The 18,726-nt window shown below is 72.0% G+C and carries 16 protein-coding genes; 10 read left to right on the top strand and 6 right to left on the bottom strand.

All coding sequences use genetic code 11. The features are described from left to right. Positions 1-119 precede the first annotated feature (119 nt). Together O3597_RS18285 and O3597_RS18280 are read right to left on the bottom strand one after the other, a co-directional pair. Positions 120-401 (bottom strand): type II toxin-antitoxin system RelE/ParE family toxin, encoded by a 282-nt coding sequence (locus O3597_RS18285; protein ID WP_164445691.1) that lies wholly within the window; start codon positions 399-401, stop codon positions 120-122. Next, positions 398-667 (bottom strand): type II toxin-antitoxin system prevent-host-death family antitoxin, encoded by a 270-nt coding sequence (locus tag O3597_RS18280; RefSeq protein ID WP_164445690.1) that lies wholly within the window; start codon positions 665-667, stop codon positions 398-400. The genes O3597_RS18285 and O3597_RS18280 overlap by 4 nt, the downstream gene beginning before the upstream one ends. A 25-nt stretch (positions 668-692) precedes the next feature. On the opposite strand from O3597_RS18280, the gene O3597_RS18275 reads away from it, so the two are divergent. The 5 genes from O3597_RS18275 to ispG all read left to right on the top strand — a co-directional run bounded on the left by O3597_RS18275 (position 693) and on the right by ispG (position 5,847). Then, the gene (locus O3597_RS18275) at positions 693-1,148 is read left to right on the top strand and encodes a DUF5753 domain-containing protein (protein WP_281604580.1); all 456 of its coding nucleotides are present in this window, start codon (positions 693-695) and stop codon (positions 1,146-1,148) included. A 283-nt stretch (positions 1,149-1,431) separates the two neighbouring features. Beyond that, positions 1,432-2,103 carry a Uma2 family endonuclease gene (locus tag O3597_RS18270; RefSeq protein ID WP_281601860.1) on the top strand — a complete coding sequence of 224 codons (672 nt, stop codon included), beginning with the start codon at positions 1,432-1,434 and terminating at the stop codon, positions 2,101-2,103. A gap of 100 nt (positions 2,104-2,203) precedes the next feature. Then, positions 2,204-3,415 (top strand): 1-deoxy-D-xylulose-5-phosphate reductoisomerase, encoded by a 1,212-nt coding sequence (gene dxr / locus O3597_RS18265; protein ID WP_164445688.1) that lies wholly within the window; start codon positions 2,204-2,206, stop codon positions 3,413-3,415. Continuing rightward, complete coding sequence (locus tag O3597_RS18260; protein WP_164445687.1) at positions 3,415-4,665, top strand: site-2 protease family protein; 1,251 nt, start codon at positions 3,415-3,417, stop codon at positions 4,663-4,665. Before dxr ends, O3597_RS18260 begins: the two co-directional genes overlap by 1 nt. A gap of 9 nt (positions 4,666-4,674) precedes the next feature. Continuing rightward, positions 4,675-5,847 carry a flavodoxin-dependent (E)-4-hydroxy-3-methylbut-2-enyl-diphosphate synthase gene (gene ispG, locus O3597_RS18255; protein ID WP_164445686.1) on the top strand — a complete coding sequence of 391 codons (1,173 nt, stop codon included), beginning with the start codon at positions 4,675-4,677 and terminating at the stop codon, positions 5,845-5,847. A 94-nt stretch (positions 5,848-5,941) separates the two neighbouring features. Here the strand turns inward: ispG and O3597_RS18250 are convergent, their stop codons facing one another. Next, positions 5,942-6,517, bottom strand: coding sequence for a PadR family transcriptional regulator (locus tag O3597_RS18250; protein WP_164445685.1), 576 nt, complete (start codon positions 6,515-6,517; stop codon positions 5,942-5,944). Between the two features lie 245 nt (positions 6,518-6,762). Here O3597_RS18250 and O3597_RS18245 point away from each other — a divergent pair, with 245 nt between their 5' ends. Together O3597_RS18245 and O3597_RS18240 are read left to right on the top strand one after the other, a co-directional pair. Then, positions 6,763-7,602, top strand: coding sequence for a DUF4081 domain-containing GNAT family N-acetyltransferase (locus O3597_RS18245; protein WP_164445684.1), 840 nt, complete (start codon positions 6,763-6,765; stop codon positions 7,600-7,602). 119 nt (positions 7,603-7,721) lie between these two features. Then, the gene (locus O3597_RS18240) at positions 7,722-11,480 is read left to right on the top strand and encodes an ABC transporter ATP-binding protein (protein ID WP_281601859.1); all 3,759 of its coding nucleotides are present in this window, start codon (positions 7,722-7,724) and stop codon (positions 11,478-11,480) included. 66 nt (positions 11,481-11,546) lie between these two features. On the opposite strand, the gene O3597_RS18235 is transcribed toward O3597_RS18240, so the two are convergent. From O3597_RS18235 to O3597_RS18225, 3 genes are read right to left on the bottom strand one after another with little or no spacing between them, the layout of a single operon-like run. Next, positions 11,547-12,614 (bottom strand): NADH:flavin oxidoreductase/NADH oxidase, encoded by a 1,068-nt coding sequence (locus tag O3597_RS18235; RefSeq protein WP_281601858.1) that lies wholly within the window; start codon positions 12,612-12,614, stop codon positions 11,547-11,549. Positions 12,615-12,642: 28 nt separating this feature from the next. After that, complete coding sequence (locus O3597_RS18230; RefSeq protein WP_281601857.1) at positions 12,643-13,332, bottom strand: DUF998 domain-containing protein; 690 nt, start codon at positions 13,330-13,332, stop codon at positions 12,643-12,645. Positions 13,333-13,357: 25 nt separating this feature from the next. After that, entirely contained in the window at positions 13,358-14,242 is an 885-nt protein-coding gene (locus O3597_RS18225) for a glutathione S-transferase C-terminal domain-containing protein (RefSeq protein ID WP_281604579.1), read from the bottom strand. Positions 14,243-14,428: 186 nt separating this feature from the next. Between O3597_RS18225 and pcaF the strand changes: the two genes are divergently transcribed. The 3 genes from pcaF (at position 14,429) to O3597_RS18210 (ending at position 18,725) form a co-directional block, all read left to right on the top strand. Next, positions 14,429-15,631 carry a 3-oxoadipyl-CoA thiolase gene (gene pcaF / locus O3597_RS18220; protein WP_164445680.1) on the top strand — a complete coding sequence of 401 codons (1,203 nt, stop codon included), beginning with the start codon at positions 14,429-14,431 and terminating at the stop codon, positions 15,629-15,631. A 117-nt stretch (positions 15,632-15,748) separates the two neighbouring features. Further along, positions 15,749-16,567: an SAM-dependent methyltransferase gene (locus tag O3597_RS18215; protein WP_281601856.1), complete on the top strand. Its 819-nt coding sequence runs from the start codon at positions 15,749-15,751 to the stop codon at positions 16,565-16,567. Positions 16,568-16,571: 4 nt separating this feature from the next. Next, positions 16,572-18,725 carry an EAL domain-containing protein gene (locus O3597_RS18210; RefSeq protein ID WP_281601855.1) on the top strand — a complete coding sequence of 718 codons (2,154 nt, stop codon included), beginning with the start codon at positions 16,572-16,574 and terminating at the stop codon, positions 18,723-18,725. Position 18,726: the final 1 nt, after the last annotated feature.

Below are 18,726 nucleotides of genomic sequence, written 5' to 3'. Positions count from 1 at the left end.
ACTCGACGGCCCGTCATCCGACGACCTTTGCCTTGCCACGCTGTCAGGACGGTACCGCGTGCCGACTGCGTATTGACGGATGAGGCTCGGGTCGTGGCACTCGGGGCGGGCCGCGTGCCTCAGAGCAGGTCGTAGACGTCGCTGCGGTGCCCGAGGTGGACTACGAGCACGATCAGCTCCTGGTCCCGGACGGTGTAGATGATGCGGTATGCACCGACGCGGATGCGGAAGAGGTTGGAGTGGCCGGTCAGGGCTTTGACGCCGGCTGGGCGAGGTTCGGTGGCTAGATTCGCGATGGCGGTGACGAGGCGGGCCTGCACGGGGCGGTCGAGCTTGCGCAGCAGCTTGGCGGCGGCTCGGTCGACCTGGACGGTGTAGGCGGGTGGAGTCGGGCTGGTCACAAGCCGAGCTCATCGCGTAGGTCGGCCAGCGGTATCGGGGTGTCGCCGGCGTCAATGCGGGTCAGGGCCTCGCGGGCGGCGGCGACATCGCCGGCGTCTTCGGCGCGCTCGATGGCCTCGGCGACCTCGGCCGGGACGATGGCGGCCAGGCGTTGCCCCCGACGGGTGACGTAGGTGATCCTCCCGGCGTAGTGCGCGCGGGAGACGACGTCCGCGAGGCTGTCGCGGGCGTCTGAGATCGGGAGTTCGGCTGCGGGCTCACTCACGGTTCCGATTGTACAACTCGTACGAATCGTACGGACGGAAGTAGCTCACAAGATCGTGAACTGGGCCCGGCGGTGGGCGCAACGGCTATTGGTGCGGGCAGTCCCCCGAGCGCCCCACTACGACGTCATCCTCAGCGAGGCGGTGCTACGTCGACCGCTGCGTGATCGGCTCGCGATGGCTCGGCAACTCGAAGCCTTGGTGATGGCCAGCCGCCAACCCAACGTCAAGTTCCGGGTGCTTCCCTTGGCGGCTGGCCTATTCCGCTGGGCAGAAACGGGCACCTCCACCGTGCTCGACTTCCCCACGCACGTGCGGGAGCCGGAGCCGACCACCGTCTACAAGGACGGTCCGTGCGGCGCGGCCTACCTTGACAAGCCGCACGAGATCCAGACCTACGAGGAGGCCTGGCATTCGCTCGGCGAGCGGGCGCTCGATGTCGATGACTCCCGTGAGCTGATCACGGCAATCGCAAGGAGATGACCCATGAGACGTGACGGAGTGTGGCGCACGTCGTCCCGGCTGGACCCCGGTTGGTCGCCGCCAGCCGCGCGGGCCGCTTCGACACCCGCCCCTGAACTGACGTGACCGCAAGCTGTGGGTGCGTTTCTTGCTGTCCCGACGACAAGAAACGTACCCACAGTCGGCGGCCTGGTCGACGTCGTTCGCCCCGGCTGTGTCGGACAGGTTGTGCGATGGCGTGCGGTGCGGGCTGCGCTGGCTAGGCTGAGTTGAGCAAGATGTTCCGCTGAGGGGGTGAGCCCGGATGGCCCAGGCTGCGTACGCGCCCGAGCCCGCGCCGGACGCTGGTGCCGGCGACCGGCCCGCCGGGCCGTCGTTCGACGTGCTGCGGTGGCACGACGAGCCGTGGACCGCCCAGCTCGCCCTCGACCTGTTGCCGGAGACCAACGGCCCCAAGGTTGAGGTGCTGAGCGGAAGCGTGATCGTGACACCCCACGCCGGATATGACCACCAGGATGCCGAGCTCGACCTCGCGTACCTGTTGAAGCAGGCGGCCCGGAAGGCCAAGCTGTGGCTCTACGCGGAGGCGTACGTCGTCTCCGGCCAGGATCTGTTCATCCCCGACCTCGTCGTGCTGCGTGTTCCCGGCGGGGGGCGCACGACCATGGACATCAGGCATGCCGTTCTGCTTGGCGAGGTCGTGTCGCCCGGCAATCGGCGTAAGGACATCATCGATCGTCCGCGCGAGTACGGTACGGCCGGCGTACCCTTCTTCCTCCGGGTCGACCTGCGTAACCGAGTCCCCACCATCGCACTGTTCGAGCTGACCGACGGCGAGTACCGACCGGTGGCCGCCGCTGCGGCCGGGAGCACCTTCGTGATGCGGGAGCCGTTCGAGTTCTCGGTCGATCCGGGCGACCTGCTCGGCGAGGAAGCTCCGTTGGAGGACGAAGATGCCCCGCTCGGGGAGAGCTGACGGTAGCTGCTTCCTGTCAGCACGGGGGCCCCTGCTCTACCGGAGGCGTTGACAAGGTGCCCTTCCCTGCACGCAGCGGCGGTGGGGAACAATGGGCGGTGTGACGTCCCCCCGTGATCTTGTGCTGCTGGGTTGTACCGGGTCGATCGGTACCCAGGCCATCGACATCGTGCGGCGTAACCCGGAGCGGTTCCGGGTGGTGGCGCTCGGTGCCGGTGGCGGCAACATCGGGCTGCTCGCCGCCCAGGCGCTCGAACTCGGTGTCGACGTGGTCGGGGTGGCCAAGGCGTCCGCCGCGCAGGATCTCCAGTTGGCGTTCTACGCCGAGGCGAGCCGGCGGGGCTGGGCGAGCGGCGAGTTCAAGCTGCCCAAGATCGTGGCCGGGCCGGAGGCGATGACCGAGCTGGCGCAGTGGCCGTGTGACGTCGTACTCAACGGGGTGGTGGGGTCGCTCGGGCTCGCGCCGACGCTGGCCGCGCTGCGCGCCGGGCGTACGCTCGCGCTGGCCAACAAGGAGTCGCTGGTGGCCGGCGGCTCGTTGGTCAAGGGCGCGGTGACGCGGCCGGAGCAGATCGTCCCGGTGGATTCGGAGCACTCGGCGCTGGCCCAGTGCCTGCGCGGCGGCACCCGGGGTGAGGTACGCCGGCTGGTGGTGACCGCCAGCGGTGGGCCGTTCCGGGGGCGGCGGCGCGACGAGTTGACGGCGGTCACGCCGGAGCAGGCGCTCGCCCACCCGACCTGGAACATGGGACCGGTCGTCACGATCAACTCGGCGACCATGGTCAACAAGGCGCTCGAGGTGATCGAGGCGCACGAGCTGTTCGACGTGCCGTACGCCGACATCACCGTGATGGTGCACCCCCAGTCGGTGATCCACTCGATGGTCGAGTTCGTCGACGGGTCGACGTTGGCGCAGGCCAGCCCGCCGGACATGCGGCTGCCGATCGCGCTGGGCCTCGGCTGGCCGGACCGGGTGCCCGAGGCGGCCGCCGCCGTCGACTGGACCACGGCGCACAGCTGGGAGTTCGCGCCGCTCGACGACGAGGCGTTCCCGGCGGTGGCGCTGGCCAAGGCGGCCGGCGAGGCGGGCCGGTGCCGGCCGGCGATCTACAACGCGGCCAACGAGGAGTGCGTGGCGGCGTTCGTCGCCGGGCGGTTGCCGTTCCTCGGCATCGTCGACACGTTGCAGCGCGTGTTGGAGGAGGCTCCCGATTTCGGCGAACCGGGTACCGTCGAGGACGTACTCGAAGCCGAGTCGTGGGCGCGCGCACACGCGCAGGAGATCATCGCTGCTGCGGTGGAAGGAGCTTGATGTCGTTCGCGTTCGGGGTGGTGCTGTTCGCCCTCGGCATTCTCGTCTCGGTGAGCCTGCACGAGGCCGGGCACATGCTCACCGCCAAGGCCTTCGGCATGAAGGTCACCCGCTACTTCGTCGGCTTCGGCCCCACCATCTTCTCGTTCAGGCGCGGCGAGACCGAGTACGGCCTCAAGGGCATCCCGCTCGGTGGCTTCTGCAAGATCGTCGGGATGACGCCGCAGGACGACGACGTCGAGCCCGGTGACGAGAAGCGGGCCATGTGGCGCTACCCGGTGTGGAAGCGCACCATCGTGATGTCCGCCGGGTCGGTCACCCACTTCGGGTTGGCGATCTTCGCGGCCTGGCTGGCCGCGATGACCTTCGGCCTGCCCAACCCGGACCGCCCGACCACCGAGGCGCAGATCCGTGCCGAGCCCGCCGTGATCGCCCTCCAGGACTGCGTCCTGCCGGACACCACCTACCGCGAGTGCACCCCGAGCGACGCCGCCAGCCCGGCCGCCGCCGCCGGGCTCCGCGACGGCGACCGGATCACCTCGTTCAACGGCACCCCGATCACCAACTACGGCGACCTGCTCACCGTCCTGCGGACCGCCAGCCCGGGTGCCACCGCCACTATCGGCTACGAGCGCGACGGCCAGACCGGCACCGTCGAGACCGTGCTGGGCACCACCAAGCGCCCCCCGATCGACAACCCCGACGGGCCGGTCACCGACGTTCCCGCGCTCGGCATCGGGCTGATCATCAGCACCCCCGGCCTGGTCACCTACGGCCCGGTGGAGGCGGTCGGCGCGACCAGTTCCTTCATCGGCGACATGGCGGTGGCCACCGCGCAGGCGTTGCAGCGGCTGCCGGAGAAGATCCCCGCGCTGTGGACCGCCATCACCGGCGGCGAACGGGACATCGACACCCCGATCAGCGTGGTCGGGGCCAGCGTCCTCGGTGGCGAGGCGGTGGCCAACAACGCCTGGGAAATCTTCGTCATGCTGTTCATCTCGCTGAACTTCTTCATCGGGGTGTTCAACCTGCTGCCGCTGCTGCCGCTGGACGGCGGCCACATCGCCATCGCCTGGTTCGAACGAGCCCGCTCCTGGGTGTACGCGCGGCTGCGCAAGCCCGACCCGGGCCGGGTGGACTACTTCAAGCTGATGCCCTTCACGTACGTGGTGATTCTGATCGGTGGGGTGTTCACCCTGCTCACCATCACCGCGGACGTGGTCAACCCGATCTCCCTCTTCCCAAAGTGAGTGCCTGAAGTGACCGCTGTCAGTCTTGGTATGCCGCCCGTACCGCCGCCGCCGCTCGCGCCCCGCCGGGCCAGCCGCCAGATCATGGTCGGGTCCGTGCCGGTCGGCGGTGGCGCGCCGGTGTCGGTGCAGTCGATGACCACCACGTTGACCGCTGACGTGAACGCCACGTTGCAGCAGATCGCGGAGTTGACGGCGTCCGGGTGCCAGATCGTGCGGGTGGCGGTGCCGAGCCAGGACGACGTGGAGGCGCTGCCGGCGATCGCCCGCAAGTCGCAGATCCCGGTGATCGCCGACATCCACTTCCAGCCGAAGTACGTCTTCGCCGCGATCGACGCCGGGTGCGCGGCGGTGCGGGTCAACCCGGGCAACATCCGGCAGTTCGACGACAAGGTCAAGGAGATCGCGGCAGCGGCCTCCGCCGCCGGTACGCCGATCCGGATCGGGGTCAACGCCGGCTCGTTGGACAAGCGGCTGCTGGCCAAGTACGGCAGGGCGACGGCGGAGGCGCTTGTCGAGTCGGCGCTGTGGGAGTGCTCGCTGTTCGAGGAGCACGGCTTCCGGGACATCAAGATCTCGGTCAAGCACAACGACCCGGTGGTGATGATCCGGGCGTACCGGCAGCTCGCCGAGCAGTGCGACTACCCGCTGCACCTGGGGGTGACCGAGGCCGGGCCGGCGTTCCAGGGCACCATCAAGTCGGCGGTCGCCTTCGGCGCGCTGCTGGCCGAGGGGATCGGCGACACCATCCGGGTGTCGCTGTCCGCGCCGCCGGTCGAGGAGATCAAGGTCGGCAACCAGATCCTGGAGTCGCTCGGGCTGCGCGAGCGTGGCCTGGAGATCGTCTCCTGCCCGTCCTGTGGTCGGGCCCAGGTGGATGTCTACAAGCTGGCCGAGGAGGTCACCGCCGGCCTGGAAGGGCTGCCGGTGCCGCTGCGGGTCGCCGTGATGGGCTGCGTGGTGAACGGTCCCGGTGAGGCCCGCGAGGCTGACCTGGGCGTGGCCTCCGGCAACGGCAAGGGGCAGATCTTCGTCAAGGGCCAGGTCATCAAGACCGTGCCCGAGGGGCAGATCGTGGAGACCCTGATCGAGGAGGCGCTGCGGCTCGCCGACGAGATGGGCGCCGAGCTGCCCGAGGAACTACGCGACATGATTCCCGGCGCCACCGTCACCGTGCACTGACGAACGCGGGCGGCACGAACGCGGGCGGCGCGGGCGAGGCGGGACGTACGAGGGCGGGCACCCACTGGGTGGCCGCCCTCGACGCGTACCGGGGTCACTCGGATTCGGCGAGGATCGCGTACAGCTTGCGGCGGGTCTCGTCGAGCACCTGGGCGGCCCGTTCCCGCTGGTCGTCGGTGCCCGTCATCATCACCTGGCGCAGCGCCTGCATCGCCTGCATGCCGGCGTGCCGAATGTCGTGCCAGCTGTTGATGGTGTCCTCGGCGACCTCCGCCCACGGTGGCGTCTGGGCCGCCTCGTCGGCCTCGGCGCGGCCCTGCTCGGTGAGGGTGAACCGCTTGCGACCACCGCCGGATTCCTCGGTGGCGGCGATGACGCCCTCGTCCTCCAGCAACTGGAGGGTCGGGTAGATCGAACCGGGACTGGGTCGCCAGCTCCCGCCGGTGCGGGAGTCGATTTCCTGGATCATCTCGTAGCCGTGCATCGGCCGCTCGGTGAGCAGGGCCAGCACCGCGTTGCGGACGTTCGGCCGGCGCCCCCGCCCCCGTCCGCGACCGCCCCGGCCGTGCCCGAACCCATGCCCGCCCGGCGGAAACGGCGGCCCCGGCGGGAACCCGAACCCCCGCATCCGCCCTTCGTGCACGCCATGCCCACGTCGATGCAACCTCATGAGCTTCTCCTTCTCCTGAAACTATCACTGATGCATCAACGATATATCGCCAACACAACGCCGACAACTCACCTTCACCTCAGCCCGCCCGGGTTCCGCTTTGTTGACCAAGAAGTTCGCGTCGTGACTCGCCTCCGAAATTGGCGAAAACTTCTTGATCAACGCGGGTGGGGGTGGGTGGGGGTGGGTTGGGGTGGGGTTGGTGTCTGCCGACGGAAGGTGAAGGGATCTGGCAGGCTGTAACCGTGCTGACGGCGCCGGTGCGGCAGATCGGGGAATCGGAACGGCGCGCGGTCGAGCGGTTGCTCGACCTCGACCCGTTCGCGAGCGCGCAGGTCGCGGAGCGGGTCGCCGCGCGCGGGCTGGCCTGGTGGCGGGCCGAGGGCCGGGTGCTGGGGTACGGCTCCCGCCGGCACCTCGAATCGGTCTGCTGGCTCGGCGGCAACCTCACCCCGGTGCTGGCCGGCCCGCAGGCCATCGCGGCCTTCGCCGACCTGCTGGCCGGCGAGGAACGGCTCTGTTCCTCGATCGTCGGGCGGGCCGACGCCGTCCTGCAACTGTGGGAGCGGCTCTCCGACACCTGGGGACCGGCCCGCGACGTACGCGCCAACCAGCCGTTGCTGGTCACCGACGCGCCGCCCCCGGTCCCGGTCGACCCGCAGGTGCGCCGGGTGCGCAGCGGCGAACTCGACCGGCTCTTCCCGGCCGCGGTGGCGATGTACACCGAAGAGGTCGGCGTCTCCCCACTCGCCGAGGACGGCGGGCGCGGGTATCGGCGCCGGGTCACCGACATGATCCGCTCCGGCCGGGCGTACGCCCGCTTCGTCGACGGCCGGGTGGTGTTCAAGGCCGAACTGGCGGTCGTCACCCGGCGCACCGCGCAGGTCCAGGGGGTGTGGGTGGCACCCGAGTGGCGGGGACGCGGCATCGCCACCGCCGCGATGGCCGCGGTGGTCGCCGACGCGCTGAACCGGGTCGCCCCGACGGTCAGCCTCTACGTCAACGACTTCAACCTGCCCGCCCGACGGGTCTACGAGCGCTGCGGCTTCCGTCCGGTCGGCACCCTGGCGACCGTGCTGTTCTGAGCTGGCCCGCCGGCTGACGGAGATCCTCGTCACGCCCCGCCACCGGCGAAAATGCGTTGAGTCAGGCGGCCGGGCGAAGCAGGCTGGAAACTCCGCCACCAGACCGGAGGAACCGACGCATGCGCCTGCTCCGTGATCTGTGGGTCACCTCCGCGCGCCGGATGACCCTGGTGGTCGTCCTGATCCTGCTCGGCGGCATCGGCCAGGCGGCCACCGCCGCGCTCGCCGGGCCGGTGCTGCTGCACCGCTCCGTCGGGTTCTTCGTGCTGCTGTCGGTGGCGCTTGTCGCGGCGGTCGTCAGCGACCTGGTGGTGAGCCTGGTGATGGCCGGCGTGACCGCCGACTGGTCCGCCGACCTGCGCCGTCGTCTGTGTCGGGTGGCGCTGGGACAGCCCGTGCCCGCCCTGGAGACGACCCCGGTCGGTGAGATGCTGGACCGGATCGACGGCGACGTGTACGACGTCGCCTCGGGCGTGCGTGGCCCCGGCGTCCGGCTGGCCCAGGCGCTGGCCGTCGGCCTGCTGTCCACGCTCGTCGCGCTCACCGTCTGGTGGCCGGCCGGGCTCGGCATGCTGCTGCTCTGCGTCCTGCTCGCGTACACCCTGCGGCGTCCCGCCGCCCGGATCGCCCCGGCCCGGATGCACGAGGAAGCGGCCTGGTCGGACCTCGCGGCCGTGATGGAGGAGTCGATCCACGGCCAGGACGACGTACGCACCAGCCTGGCCCGGCCGTACGTGCTGCGCCTGTACGCCGGCCGGGCGGCCGAGGTGCTGCGCCGTGGACTGCGGGTGTGGCAGATGTCGGCGCAGGTCAACACCGTCGCGGCCGGGGTGACCCGGGCCGGGGTGGCGCTGGTCGTGCTCGGTGGGGTGTGGGCGTTGACCACCGGCCGGGTCGATGCCGCCCGGATCACCGCGATCTGGCTGCTCGCACTCTCCCTCGGCATGACCGTCGAACACGTCAGCCGGATGGTGCCGGAGGTGCAGTACGCACTCGGCGCGTGGGGGCGGGTCCAACTGCTCTCGGCCGCCCCGCAGGAACCCAGCGGCGGTGCCGCCCCCAGCGACGGTGACCTGGTCATCCGCGACCTGACCTACCGTTACCCGAGCACCGGGCCGGACGCCGATCGCGGCCCCGCACTGCGTGACGTCGACCTGACCTTCGTACGGGGCCGCTCGTACGCCCTGGTCGGCCGCACCGGGTCGGGCAAGTCCACGCTGGCCAAGCTGCTCACCCGGGCGGTCGACGTGCCAGCGGGGACGGTCCTGCTCGCCGGGCGCGACGTGCTCGACCTCGACGTGGAGCAACTGCGCCAGTGGGTCGCCGTGGTGCCGCAACGTACCGAGATCCTCGCCGGCACGCTCGCCGAGAACGTGGCGCTGTTCGACCCCGAGCTGCTCGACGCCGCCGCCCGGGCCCTCGACGAGTTGGGGCTGGCCAACTGGATCGCCGAGCTGCCGGCCGGCCTGGACACCCGCCTCGGCGACGGCGGCCACGTGCTCTCGGCCGGTCAGGAGCAGTTGGTCGCCTTCGCCCGGATCCTGGTCCGTGACCCGCACGTGGTGATCCTCGACGAGGCCACCGCCCGGCTCGACCCGGTCACCGAGACCCGGGTGCAGCAGGCCACCGAGCGGCTGCTGCGCGACCGGATCGGCATCGTCATCGCCCACCGGTTGTCGTCGGTGAGCCGCTGCGACGAGGTGGTGGTACTGGCCGACGGTGCCGTGGTCGAGGCCGCCCCGCTGGCCGAGTCGCGGCGCTTCGCCGAGCTGCTGGCGGCCGGGCACCAGGGCGGGCACGGTGTCGACGTGGCAACCGAGCTGCTGCCGGAGCCGGCGGCGGACCGGATCTGGGCGGAGCCGGCGCTCGTCGGTGCCAACCCGGCCGCCGCCACACCAGCCGGCACGTTCAGCCAGGCGGCCGCGATCAGCGCGCCCGTGGGGGCCCGCCCGGCCGCCGCGCGTGGCGCCGACGTGCTGCTGCCCGGCGGTGGCGAGACCGGCGACGGCACGGACTCGCCACCGCCGGACGATGTTGAGCTGCCCGCCCGGCACGACGTCGAGGCAGGTCTACCGGTGGGCGATCCCGCGCCGGTCGTCGGGCCGGAGCCGGTCGACCCGGCGGAGGGGCGACAGGTCGGCGGGCGTGAAACCGGCGCCGGTGCCACGGACGCGGCGACCGAAGCCGACCGGCGACCGGCCTCCCGGGGACGGACCCTGCGGGAGATCGCCCGGCTCTGCCTCAACGACCCCCGGTACGGCGCGGCGGCGGTGGGCATCTTCGCCGTGCTGGCGATCCTCGGCCTGGACGGGCCGGTGCTCGCCTGGCTCTGGGCCGACGTGGTCGACGGCACCGGCGACCCCTGGCTGCCCGCCGTCGGTATCGCGGCCGGGCTGATCCTCGCCATCCCGGCGCACTACTGGACCCACCTGTGGTTCCCCGCCTGGTGGGTACGGCAGATGCTGCGGATCAGCGCCCGCCTGGTGTACGGCCAGACCGGCCCGCGCCGGGTCAGCCGGCACACCCCCGCCGAGGTGGTGGCCCAGGGCGGCGACACCGAGCGGGTCGTCCAACTCGCCGACAACGTGCTCGACCAGACCGTCGGCCTGATCCTGCTGGTCGCCATGACCCTGATCACCGGCAGCGTGGTACCGGGACTGTTCTTCCTCGGCACGATGGTGCTCTCCGGGTTGGCCGCCACAGCGTTCGGCCCGAGACTGGAGCGGGCGGCGCGGGACACCGTCGCCGCGCGGGCGGCCTTCGCCACCGCCCTGGTCTCCACGCTGTCCGCGGCCCGCACGGTGAAGCTGGCCGGGGCCACCCGACCTGTGCTGACCCACCTGGCCAACCTCGACACCGTACGCAGCGAACGGCAGCGCCGGGAGATCGCCGTGCAGGTCTGGGCACGCTCCACGCCGGCGGTGGCCAGTGGGCTGTTCCCGATCGGCGTGTGGGCGTTGTTCCTGACCGGTCGGCTTTCCGCCGGGGCGGCGCTGGTCGCGGTCGCCACGCTGGGCGCGGCCCGCTGGTTCGCCTGGACCACCGCCTCACTGATCTCCCAGGTGCCGTCGGCGCGGGTGTGGACCCGACGGACGGCGGAGATGACCGGGATCGAGGCGTACTCGGCGCGGGTGCCCGGGGTGGACCTGGCCGCCGGCACCGCCCCCGCCCCGACGGTGCCACCGCGTACCCCGCTGCGGCGGCTGGAACTGGTCGGCTTCGGCGTCCGGCACACCGATGGCACCACCGCCGTGCGCGACGTGGACCTGACCGTGGCCCGCGGGCAGCTGGTCCTCGTGGTCGGGCCGGTCGGCTCGGGCAAGTCGTCGCTGCTGCGGGCCCTCGCCGGCATCGCCCCGCACACCGGGCTGCTGACCTGGAACGGCGAGCCGGTGACCGAGCCGGAGCTGTTCCTGCGTCCCAACCAGGTCGGCTACGTCGGTCAGTTGCCCCGGGTGCTCTCCGGCACGGTCGCGGACAACATCACCCTCGGGCATCAGGTGGACGCCGCGCACGCGGTCAGCACCGCCCAGCTCGACCACGACCTGGCCGCCACCGGCAGCGGGCTCGGCCTGCTCATCGGGCACAAGGGCACCCGGTTGTCCGGTGGGCAGCTGCAACGGCTGGCGCTGGCCCGGGCGCTGGCGCCGCGTACCGAACTGCTGGTGGCCGACGACGTCTCCTCCGCGCTGGACGTCACCACCGAGCTGGCGCTGTGGCAGGCACTGCGGGACCGGGGAGTGACAGTGGTCGGCTCCACCTCGAAGCGGGCCGCGCTGGTGCGGGCCGACCACGTGGTGGTGCTCATCGCCGGCACGGTGGCCGCCCAGGGTCCGTGGCGTGACCTGGACCGACGCTGGGGTCACCTGGCCGGCTGAGAGCGGGTCTGAGATCCGCGCGGGTCCGGCTGCCCTCGGTCGTCACCGGGCAGCCGGACCCGCCGGTCAGGCCGCCCGCAGGTACGGGGCCGGCCAGTTGGGCGCGGCGCCCAGCTTGGCGGCCGCCTGGTGCGGCCAGTACGGATTGCGCAGCAGTTCCCGGCCGAGCAGCACCAGGTCGGCCTCGCCGTCGGCGATGATCGCCTCGGCCTGCTCCGGTTCGACGATCAGGCCGACCGCGCCGGTCGGCACCTGCGCCTCGCGGCGGACCTGAGCGGCCAGCGGCACCTGGTAGCCGCGCCCGACCGGGACCTTGGCGGATGGCGACGCCCCGCCGGAGGAGCAGTCGATCAGGTCCACCCCGGCGGCGGCGAGTTCGGCGGCGAGGGCCACGCTGTCCTCGACCGTCCAGCCGCCCGGCACCCAGTCGGTGGCCGAAATCCGGGCCAGTACCGGCACGTCCTCACCGACAGCGGCGCGCACCGCCCGAGCCACCTCCAGCGTCAGCCGCATCCGTCCGGCCCGGTCACCGCCCCAGCCGTCGGCCCGATTGTTGGTCAGCGGAGAGAGGAACTCGTGCAGCAGGTAGCCGTGTGCAGCGTGGATCTCCACGCCGGCGAAGCCGGCCGCCACCGCCCGCGTGGCGGACTCGGCGAATGCCGCGACGACATCGGCGATCCCGGCGTCGTCCAAGGCCGACGGCACCCGGTACTCCGGCACGAACGGTTCACCGGTGGGCCCGACCGGCGTCCAGCCGCCCTCGGCGTCCGGCACCCCACCCTGGCGCGGCTCCCACGGCCGGTACGTCGACGCCTTGAACCCGGCATGCGCGAGCTGCACCACGGGCACCGCGCCGTGCGCGGCCACGAGCCTGGTCACCGGCCGCCAGGCGTCGACGTGGCGCCCGGACCACAACCCGGTGTCCTGCGGACTGATCCGGCCCTCCGGCAGCACGGCGGTCGCCTCGGTCATCACCAGGCCCGCGCCACCGATCGCCCGGGTGCCGAGATGCACCAGGTGCCAGTCGGTGGGCAGGCCGTCGGGGCCAGCGCTGTACTGGCACATCGGTGCCAGCGCGATCCGGTTGGGCAGGGTGACCGTCCGCAGCGTCAGCGGCGTGAACAACGAACTCATTGCGCCATCCTCTCCCGGGGGCGCGACCTCAGCGCCGACGGCGAGCTGTGGGCTCGCGCACGGTCGGTGCCCGCTGGTCCTGCGCCGCCACCGCCGTGGGGTCGCGTACCGCCAACGCTCCGGCGGTGGCGAGGGCCCAGCCGACGACAACCGTCAGCAGCAGCCGCTCCAGCACCCCGACGAGCGGACTCCGGCCAACCAGCAGCATCGCCAAACCGACCGCGCCCGCGAGTGGCAACGACACCGCTGCCGCGACGACGCCGGTGCGCCGCAGCCGGCGTCGCGCCACCGGCGAGAAGGCGACCGCCAGCATCGCGAAGACCACCGCCGCCGTCGCGGCGACACTGGCCGCACCGTGCACCAGATCCGCCACGGTGGCCCGTTCGAACGGCGGCAGTGGGCAGCCCGCGCTGCACGTCACCGCTCCGGACAGGACCGTGCACAGACTCGCCACCACGAGCAGCGTCACGGCGACCCGAAGTGCCGTGTCGCCGCAGTGCCGCGCACCGACCCGTACCGCGACGGCGAGCAGCAGCAGCGCCCCGGCCAGGGTGAACACTCCGATCCGGTACGTCCAGGCATAGTCGCTGTCGACGACACCGGCCTCACTCACGTACCCGGTCAGGCCCGGTCCTGGGCCGGCGACCACGGCGAGTGTCACCGCAGCCGCGCCAGCCAGGGCGCAGAGCGCAGCGACCAGCGCGGCGCCGCGTCGCACCGACCGTCGGACCGTTGCCGGCGGCTCAGCCACGCCCGTGCGGCGTTGTCCAGCCGTGCAGGTCCGGCCCGAGGGGGACGATGCCGGTCGGATTGATCTCGTGATGAGTGGCGTAGTAGTGCCGCTTGATGTGGTCGAAGTCGACGGTCTCCCCGAAACCGGGGGTCTGGAACAGGTCCCGGGCGTACGCCCACAGCACCGGCATCTCGGTGAGCTTCTGCCTGTTGCACTTGAAGTGCCCGTGGTACGCGACGTCGAAGCGGACCAGGGTGGTGAACAGGCGCACGTCCGCCTCGGTGATCGAGTCACCCATCAGGTAACGCCGGCCGGCCAGCCGCTCCGACAGCGCGTCCAGCCGGACGAACAGCGCCTCGAACGCCTCGTCGTACGCCTGCTGGGAGGTGGCGAAACCGCATCGGTAGACGCCGTTGTTGACGTCCCGGTGGATCTCGGCCATCAGCGCGTCCATCTCCGGGCGCAGCTCGACCGGGTAGAGGTCCGGCGCGCCGGGGGCGTGCAGCCGCCGCCACTCGGTGGACAGGTCCAGGGTCAGCTGCGGATAGTCGTTGGTGACCACCCGGCCGGTCCGGGTGTCGACAAGCGCCGGCACGGTCACCCGGCCGGTGTAGTCCGGATCGGTGGCCAGGTACGCCTCGGAGAGGAAACCGATGCCCAGCACCGGGTCGAAGCCGTCCGGGTCGAGGGCGAACCGCCAACCTCGGTCGTCGCGGATCGGGTCGACGGTGCCCAGCGAGATGGCGTCGGTCAGCCCGAGCAGGTTCCGCACGATGAGCGCCCGGTGGGCCCAGGGGCAGGCCCGGCACCAGATCAGCCGGTAGCGGCCCGGCTCCAGTGGCCAGCGGTCCTGCTCGTCCGGTCCGCCGCCCGGCGGTGCGGTCGAGTGCGGCATTACCCGCCCGGTGAACCGGTTGGGTTGGCGGACGAACGCGCCGCCGCTGGTCTCCGCGCTGAACTGGGCCCGTGCCATGCCCACAACCTATCGGCACCCAGCGGGGATATCCTGGCCGTCGGTGAGTCGCCGTGGACCCGGTGGACGCACCCCTGACGACCTTCCCCCACCCCCGAAGGACTCGCGATGACCGTGGCATACCTGGTGGCCGGTGTCCGCACCCCGATCGGCCGGTACGCGGGCGCGCTGGCCGGCGTACGCCCCGACGATCTGGCCGCCCACGTGATCCGCGAGCTGGTCGCGCGGCATCCGTCGGTGGACTGGGCGCGTACCGACGACGTGGTGCTGGGCTGCGCGAACCAGGCCGGCGAGGACAACCGCAACGTGGCCCGGATGGCGGCGCTGCTCGGCGGGCTGCCCGAGCAGGTGCCCGGCAGCACGGTCAACCGGCTCTGCGGCTCCGGGCTGGACGCGCTGGCCACCGCCGCCCGGTCGATCGTCGCCGGTGAGGCGGACCTGGTCGTCGCGGGCGGGGTGGAGAGCATGAGCCGGGCGCCGTTCGTCATGCCGAAGGCCACCACCGCGTTCTCCCGATCCGCCGAGGTGTACGACACCACCATCGGTTGGCGGCTGGTGAACCCGCTGATGGAGCGGGGCTGGGGTATCGACTCGATGCCCGAGACGGCGGAGAACGTGGCCGCCGAGTACGGCGTGGACCGGGCGGCACAGGACGAGTTCGCGTACCGCTCGCAGTTGCGGGCCGCGAAGGCCCAGGCCGACGGCCGGCTGGGTGAGGAAATCGTGCCGGTGACCGTGCCGGCGGGCCGGCGGGAGACCCGGCTGGTCGAGGTCGACGAGCACCCCCGACAGACCTCGCTGGAGAAACTGGCGGCGCTGCCCACCCCGTTCCGCGACGGCGGCACGGTGACCGCCGGCAACTCCTCGGGCGTCAACGACGGCGCGGTGGCCCTGCTGGTCGCCTCGGAGGCGGCCGTCGCCGCGTACGGTCTGACGCCGCTGGCCCGGGTCACCGGCACGGCGGCGGCCGGTGTGCCGCCCCGGGTGATGGGCATCGGGCCGGTTCCGGCGACCCGGCGGCTGCTGGACCGGCAGGGGCTGGCGCTCGCCGACATCGACGTGATCGAGCTGAACGAGGCCTTCGCCGCCCAGTCAGTCGCGGTGCTGCGCGAACTCGGCCTGCCGGAGGACGCGGAGCATGTCAACCCCAATGGCGGCGCCATCGCCCTGGGACACCCGCTCGGCGCCAGTGGTGCCCGGCTGGCCCTCACCGCCGCCCTGGAACTGCGTCGACGCGGCGGGCGGCGGGCGTTGGCCACCATGTGCATCGGGGTGGGGCAGGGCATCGCGCTGCTGCTGGAGGCCGCCTGACCCGTCGGCACCGAACGGTGGATCAGGAAAAGAGCGTTGTGGATCTCCCCCCCGCGCGACGGACCGGCCTAGAGTGGTCAGCATCACGATCCACGGCGACGACGTGAGGTGCAACCAGTGCAACAGCCGGACGGACTTCCCGCCGAGATCGACCTCTCCCGGCCCAGCGCGGCGCGGGTGTACGACTACTTCCTCGGCGGCGCCCACAACTTCGACATCGACCGGCAACTGGCCGACCAGATCGCGGCCATGACGCCGAACCTGCCGGCGACGATGCGGGCCGGGCGGGAGTTCCTTCGCCGGGCAGTGCACGCCCTGCTCGACGCCGGTATCGAACAGTTCCTGGACATCGGCTCCGGCATCCCCACCGTCGGCAACGTGCACGAGGTGGCCCAGGCCGCGAACCCGAAGGCCCGGGTGGTCTACGTCGACATCGACCCGGTCGCGGTGGCGCACAGTCGGGAACTGCTCGCCGGCAACGAGTCGACCGGCGTCATCCACGCCGACCTGCGGGATCCGGAACGGATCCTGACCGAGGCGCGCAAACTCGACCTGCTCGACTTCGACCGGCCGCTGGGCATCCTGCTCGCCGGGGTGGTGCACTTCGTCCCGGACACCGACCGGCCCGGTGACATCCTGGCCACCCTGCGCGCGGCGACGGCCTCCGGCAGCTACCTGGTGATCTCCCACTCCACCTTCGAGGACCAGCCGCAGGAGATGCTCGACGCGCAGCGGCTGTCGGCGCGTACCGCCACCGAGATCACCCTCCGCTCGCGGGCCGAGATCACCGCATTCTTCGGCGACTGGACCATTGTGGAGCCCGGGGTGGTGCACATGGAGCTGTGGCGACCCGACTCGCCGTCCGAGGCCACCGCCGACGGGCAGCGCTTCGGTGCCTTCGGTGGTGTCGCCCGGAACGACCGGCCCGCCGGCTGATCCGATGGCCGCCGTGGGTGCCTCCGGCGGGGAAACCGTCGACCCGGCCGGCGCCCAGCGGTACGCCGCCGCCTGGACGCGGGCCGTACGCCGGCTCGGTTTCGTGCCGCTGAGCGCGGCCGAGACCGAGCGGCTGCTGCTCGGACACACCCTCCGACTGGCGGAGGTGCTGCTCTCCGCCGAGGAACCGGCAGCGGCGGCGGAGGAGGTCGGACGCTCACTCGTCGCCGCGCACCTCACCGAGCCGGGGGTGATCGAGTGGTCGATCCGTACGCTCGGTGAGCGGTTCCGGACCGAGGTCCTCGCCGTGGCCGGGCCGCCTGACCTCGACGAGCGGCTCGCGGTGATGCGGGGCGCGCTCGCGGCCGGCTTCGCCGGCGCGCTGCGGGAGCGGACCTTCGTCCAGCAGGAGGGGATCGCCCGCGCCATGTGGCAGGCGCGAGACGACGCCGAGCAGGCGTTGCGTGACAGCGAGGCCCGCTTCCGGGCGGTCTTCGACGGTGCGGCCATCGGCATCGGCATCGCCGCAGCCGACGGGACGATCATCGACGTCAACCACGCCTTCGCCGACATGCTCGGCTACCCCGTCGAGGAGTTGCGGCAGCTCAACGTGGCGTCGCTGTTCCACGCCGACGACGCGGCCGGCATGTGGGAGCTGTACCAGGAACTGATCGAGGGCAAGCACGACGCGGTCCGGGTCGAGAAGCGCTACTACCGCAAGGACGGCAGCGCCGTCTGGACCGACCTGGCCGTCTCACTGATCCGCCACGACGACGGCCGGCCCCGGTTCACCGTGGCCGTGGTCGAGGACATCACCGAACGGTACGAACTCCAGCAGCGATTGCGCTTCCAGGCGCTGCACGACCCGCTCACCGGCCTGCCGAACCGGACGCTGTTCTTCGACACGCTGGCCGGCCTGGTCGAGCAGCCCGACGCACCCGGTCGGGTCGGTGTCTGCTTCCTCGACCTGGACGGCTTCAAGGCGATAAACGACAGCCTCGGGCACGCCCTCGGCGACCGGCTGCTGGTGATGATCGCCCGACGGCTGGCCGACTGCGTGGCCGAGCAGGGTTACCTGGTCGCCCGGATGGGCGGTGACGAGTTCGTCATCCTGGTCGACGGGGTCACCGCCGTCCAGGACGTGATCACCGTGGCCGAGTCGGCGCTGGCCGCCGTCGCCGCGCCGGTGCACGTCGGCGACCAGCAGCTCGCGGTCTCGGCGAGCATCGGCATCGTCGACTCGGCGGTCGCCGGCACCAGCGTCGTGGAGCTGATGAAGGCCGCCGACGCCACGCTCTACTGGGCCAAGGCGGAGGGCCGGGACCGGTGGGCGGTGTACGACCCTGAGCGCAGCGCTCGGGACTCCGCCCGGTCGGCGCTGGCCGCCGGGCTGCCGCTGGCCCTCGACCGGGGCGAGTTCGTGCTGCACTACCAGCCGATCGTGTCGCTGCTCGACGGCCGCATGCTGGCCGTCGAGGCGCTCGTCCGGTGGCAGCATCCGGAGCTCGGGCTGATCGGTCCCGACCGGTTCATCGGGCTCGCCGAGGAGACCGGCCTGATCGTCCGGCTCGGTGAGTGGGTGCTGCGGCAGGCGTGCCGCGACGCCCAGCGGTGGCACACCGAGTTCCCGGACGCCGGGCTGGTGGTGAGCGTCAACCTGGCCGCCCGCCAGGCCGACCGCCCGGCGATCGTGGACACCGTGGCCGACGCGCTGGCCAGCAGCGGACTGCCGGCGGAACTGCTGCAACTGGAGCTGACCGAGAGCGCGGTGATGGGGTCGGCGGGGGAGCCGCTGCGGACGCTGCACCGGCTCGCCGCGCTCGGCGTACGGCTGGCCGTGGACGACTTCGGCACCGGGTACTCGAATCTGGCCTACCTGCGCCGGTTGCCGATCACCTGCCTGAAGTTGGCGGGCCCGTTCGTCGAGGGGATCCGGGGCACCGAGCCGGACGACGCCGACCACCGCGACGAACGCATCGTCGACGCGCTGGTGCGGCTGGCCCACGCGTTGGAACTGTGGGTCACGGCGGAGGCGGTGGAGACCGAGGTACAGGCGGAACGGTTGCGGGCGTTGCGGTGCGACACCGCGCAGGGCCGGCTGTTCGGCCCACCGGGACCGGCGGAGGCGATCGTCGCCCGGCTCCGCGATCCGGAGTGAG

Source organism: Verrucosispora sp. WMMA2044 (genome assembly GCF_027497155.1).
Taxonomy (GTDB): Bacteria; Actinomycetota; Actinomycetes; order Mycobacteriales; family Micromonosporaceae; genus Micromonospora; species Micromonospora palythoicola.
The sequence above is the reverse complement of the archived record's forward strand: the minus strand, read 5'-3'. Positions and strand labels throughout refer to the sequence as shown.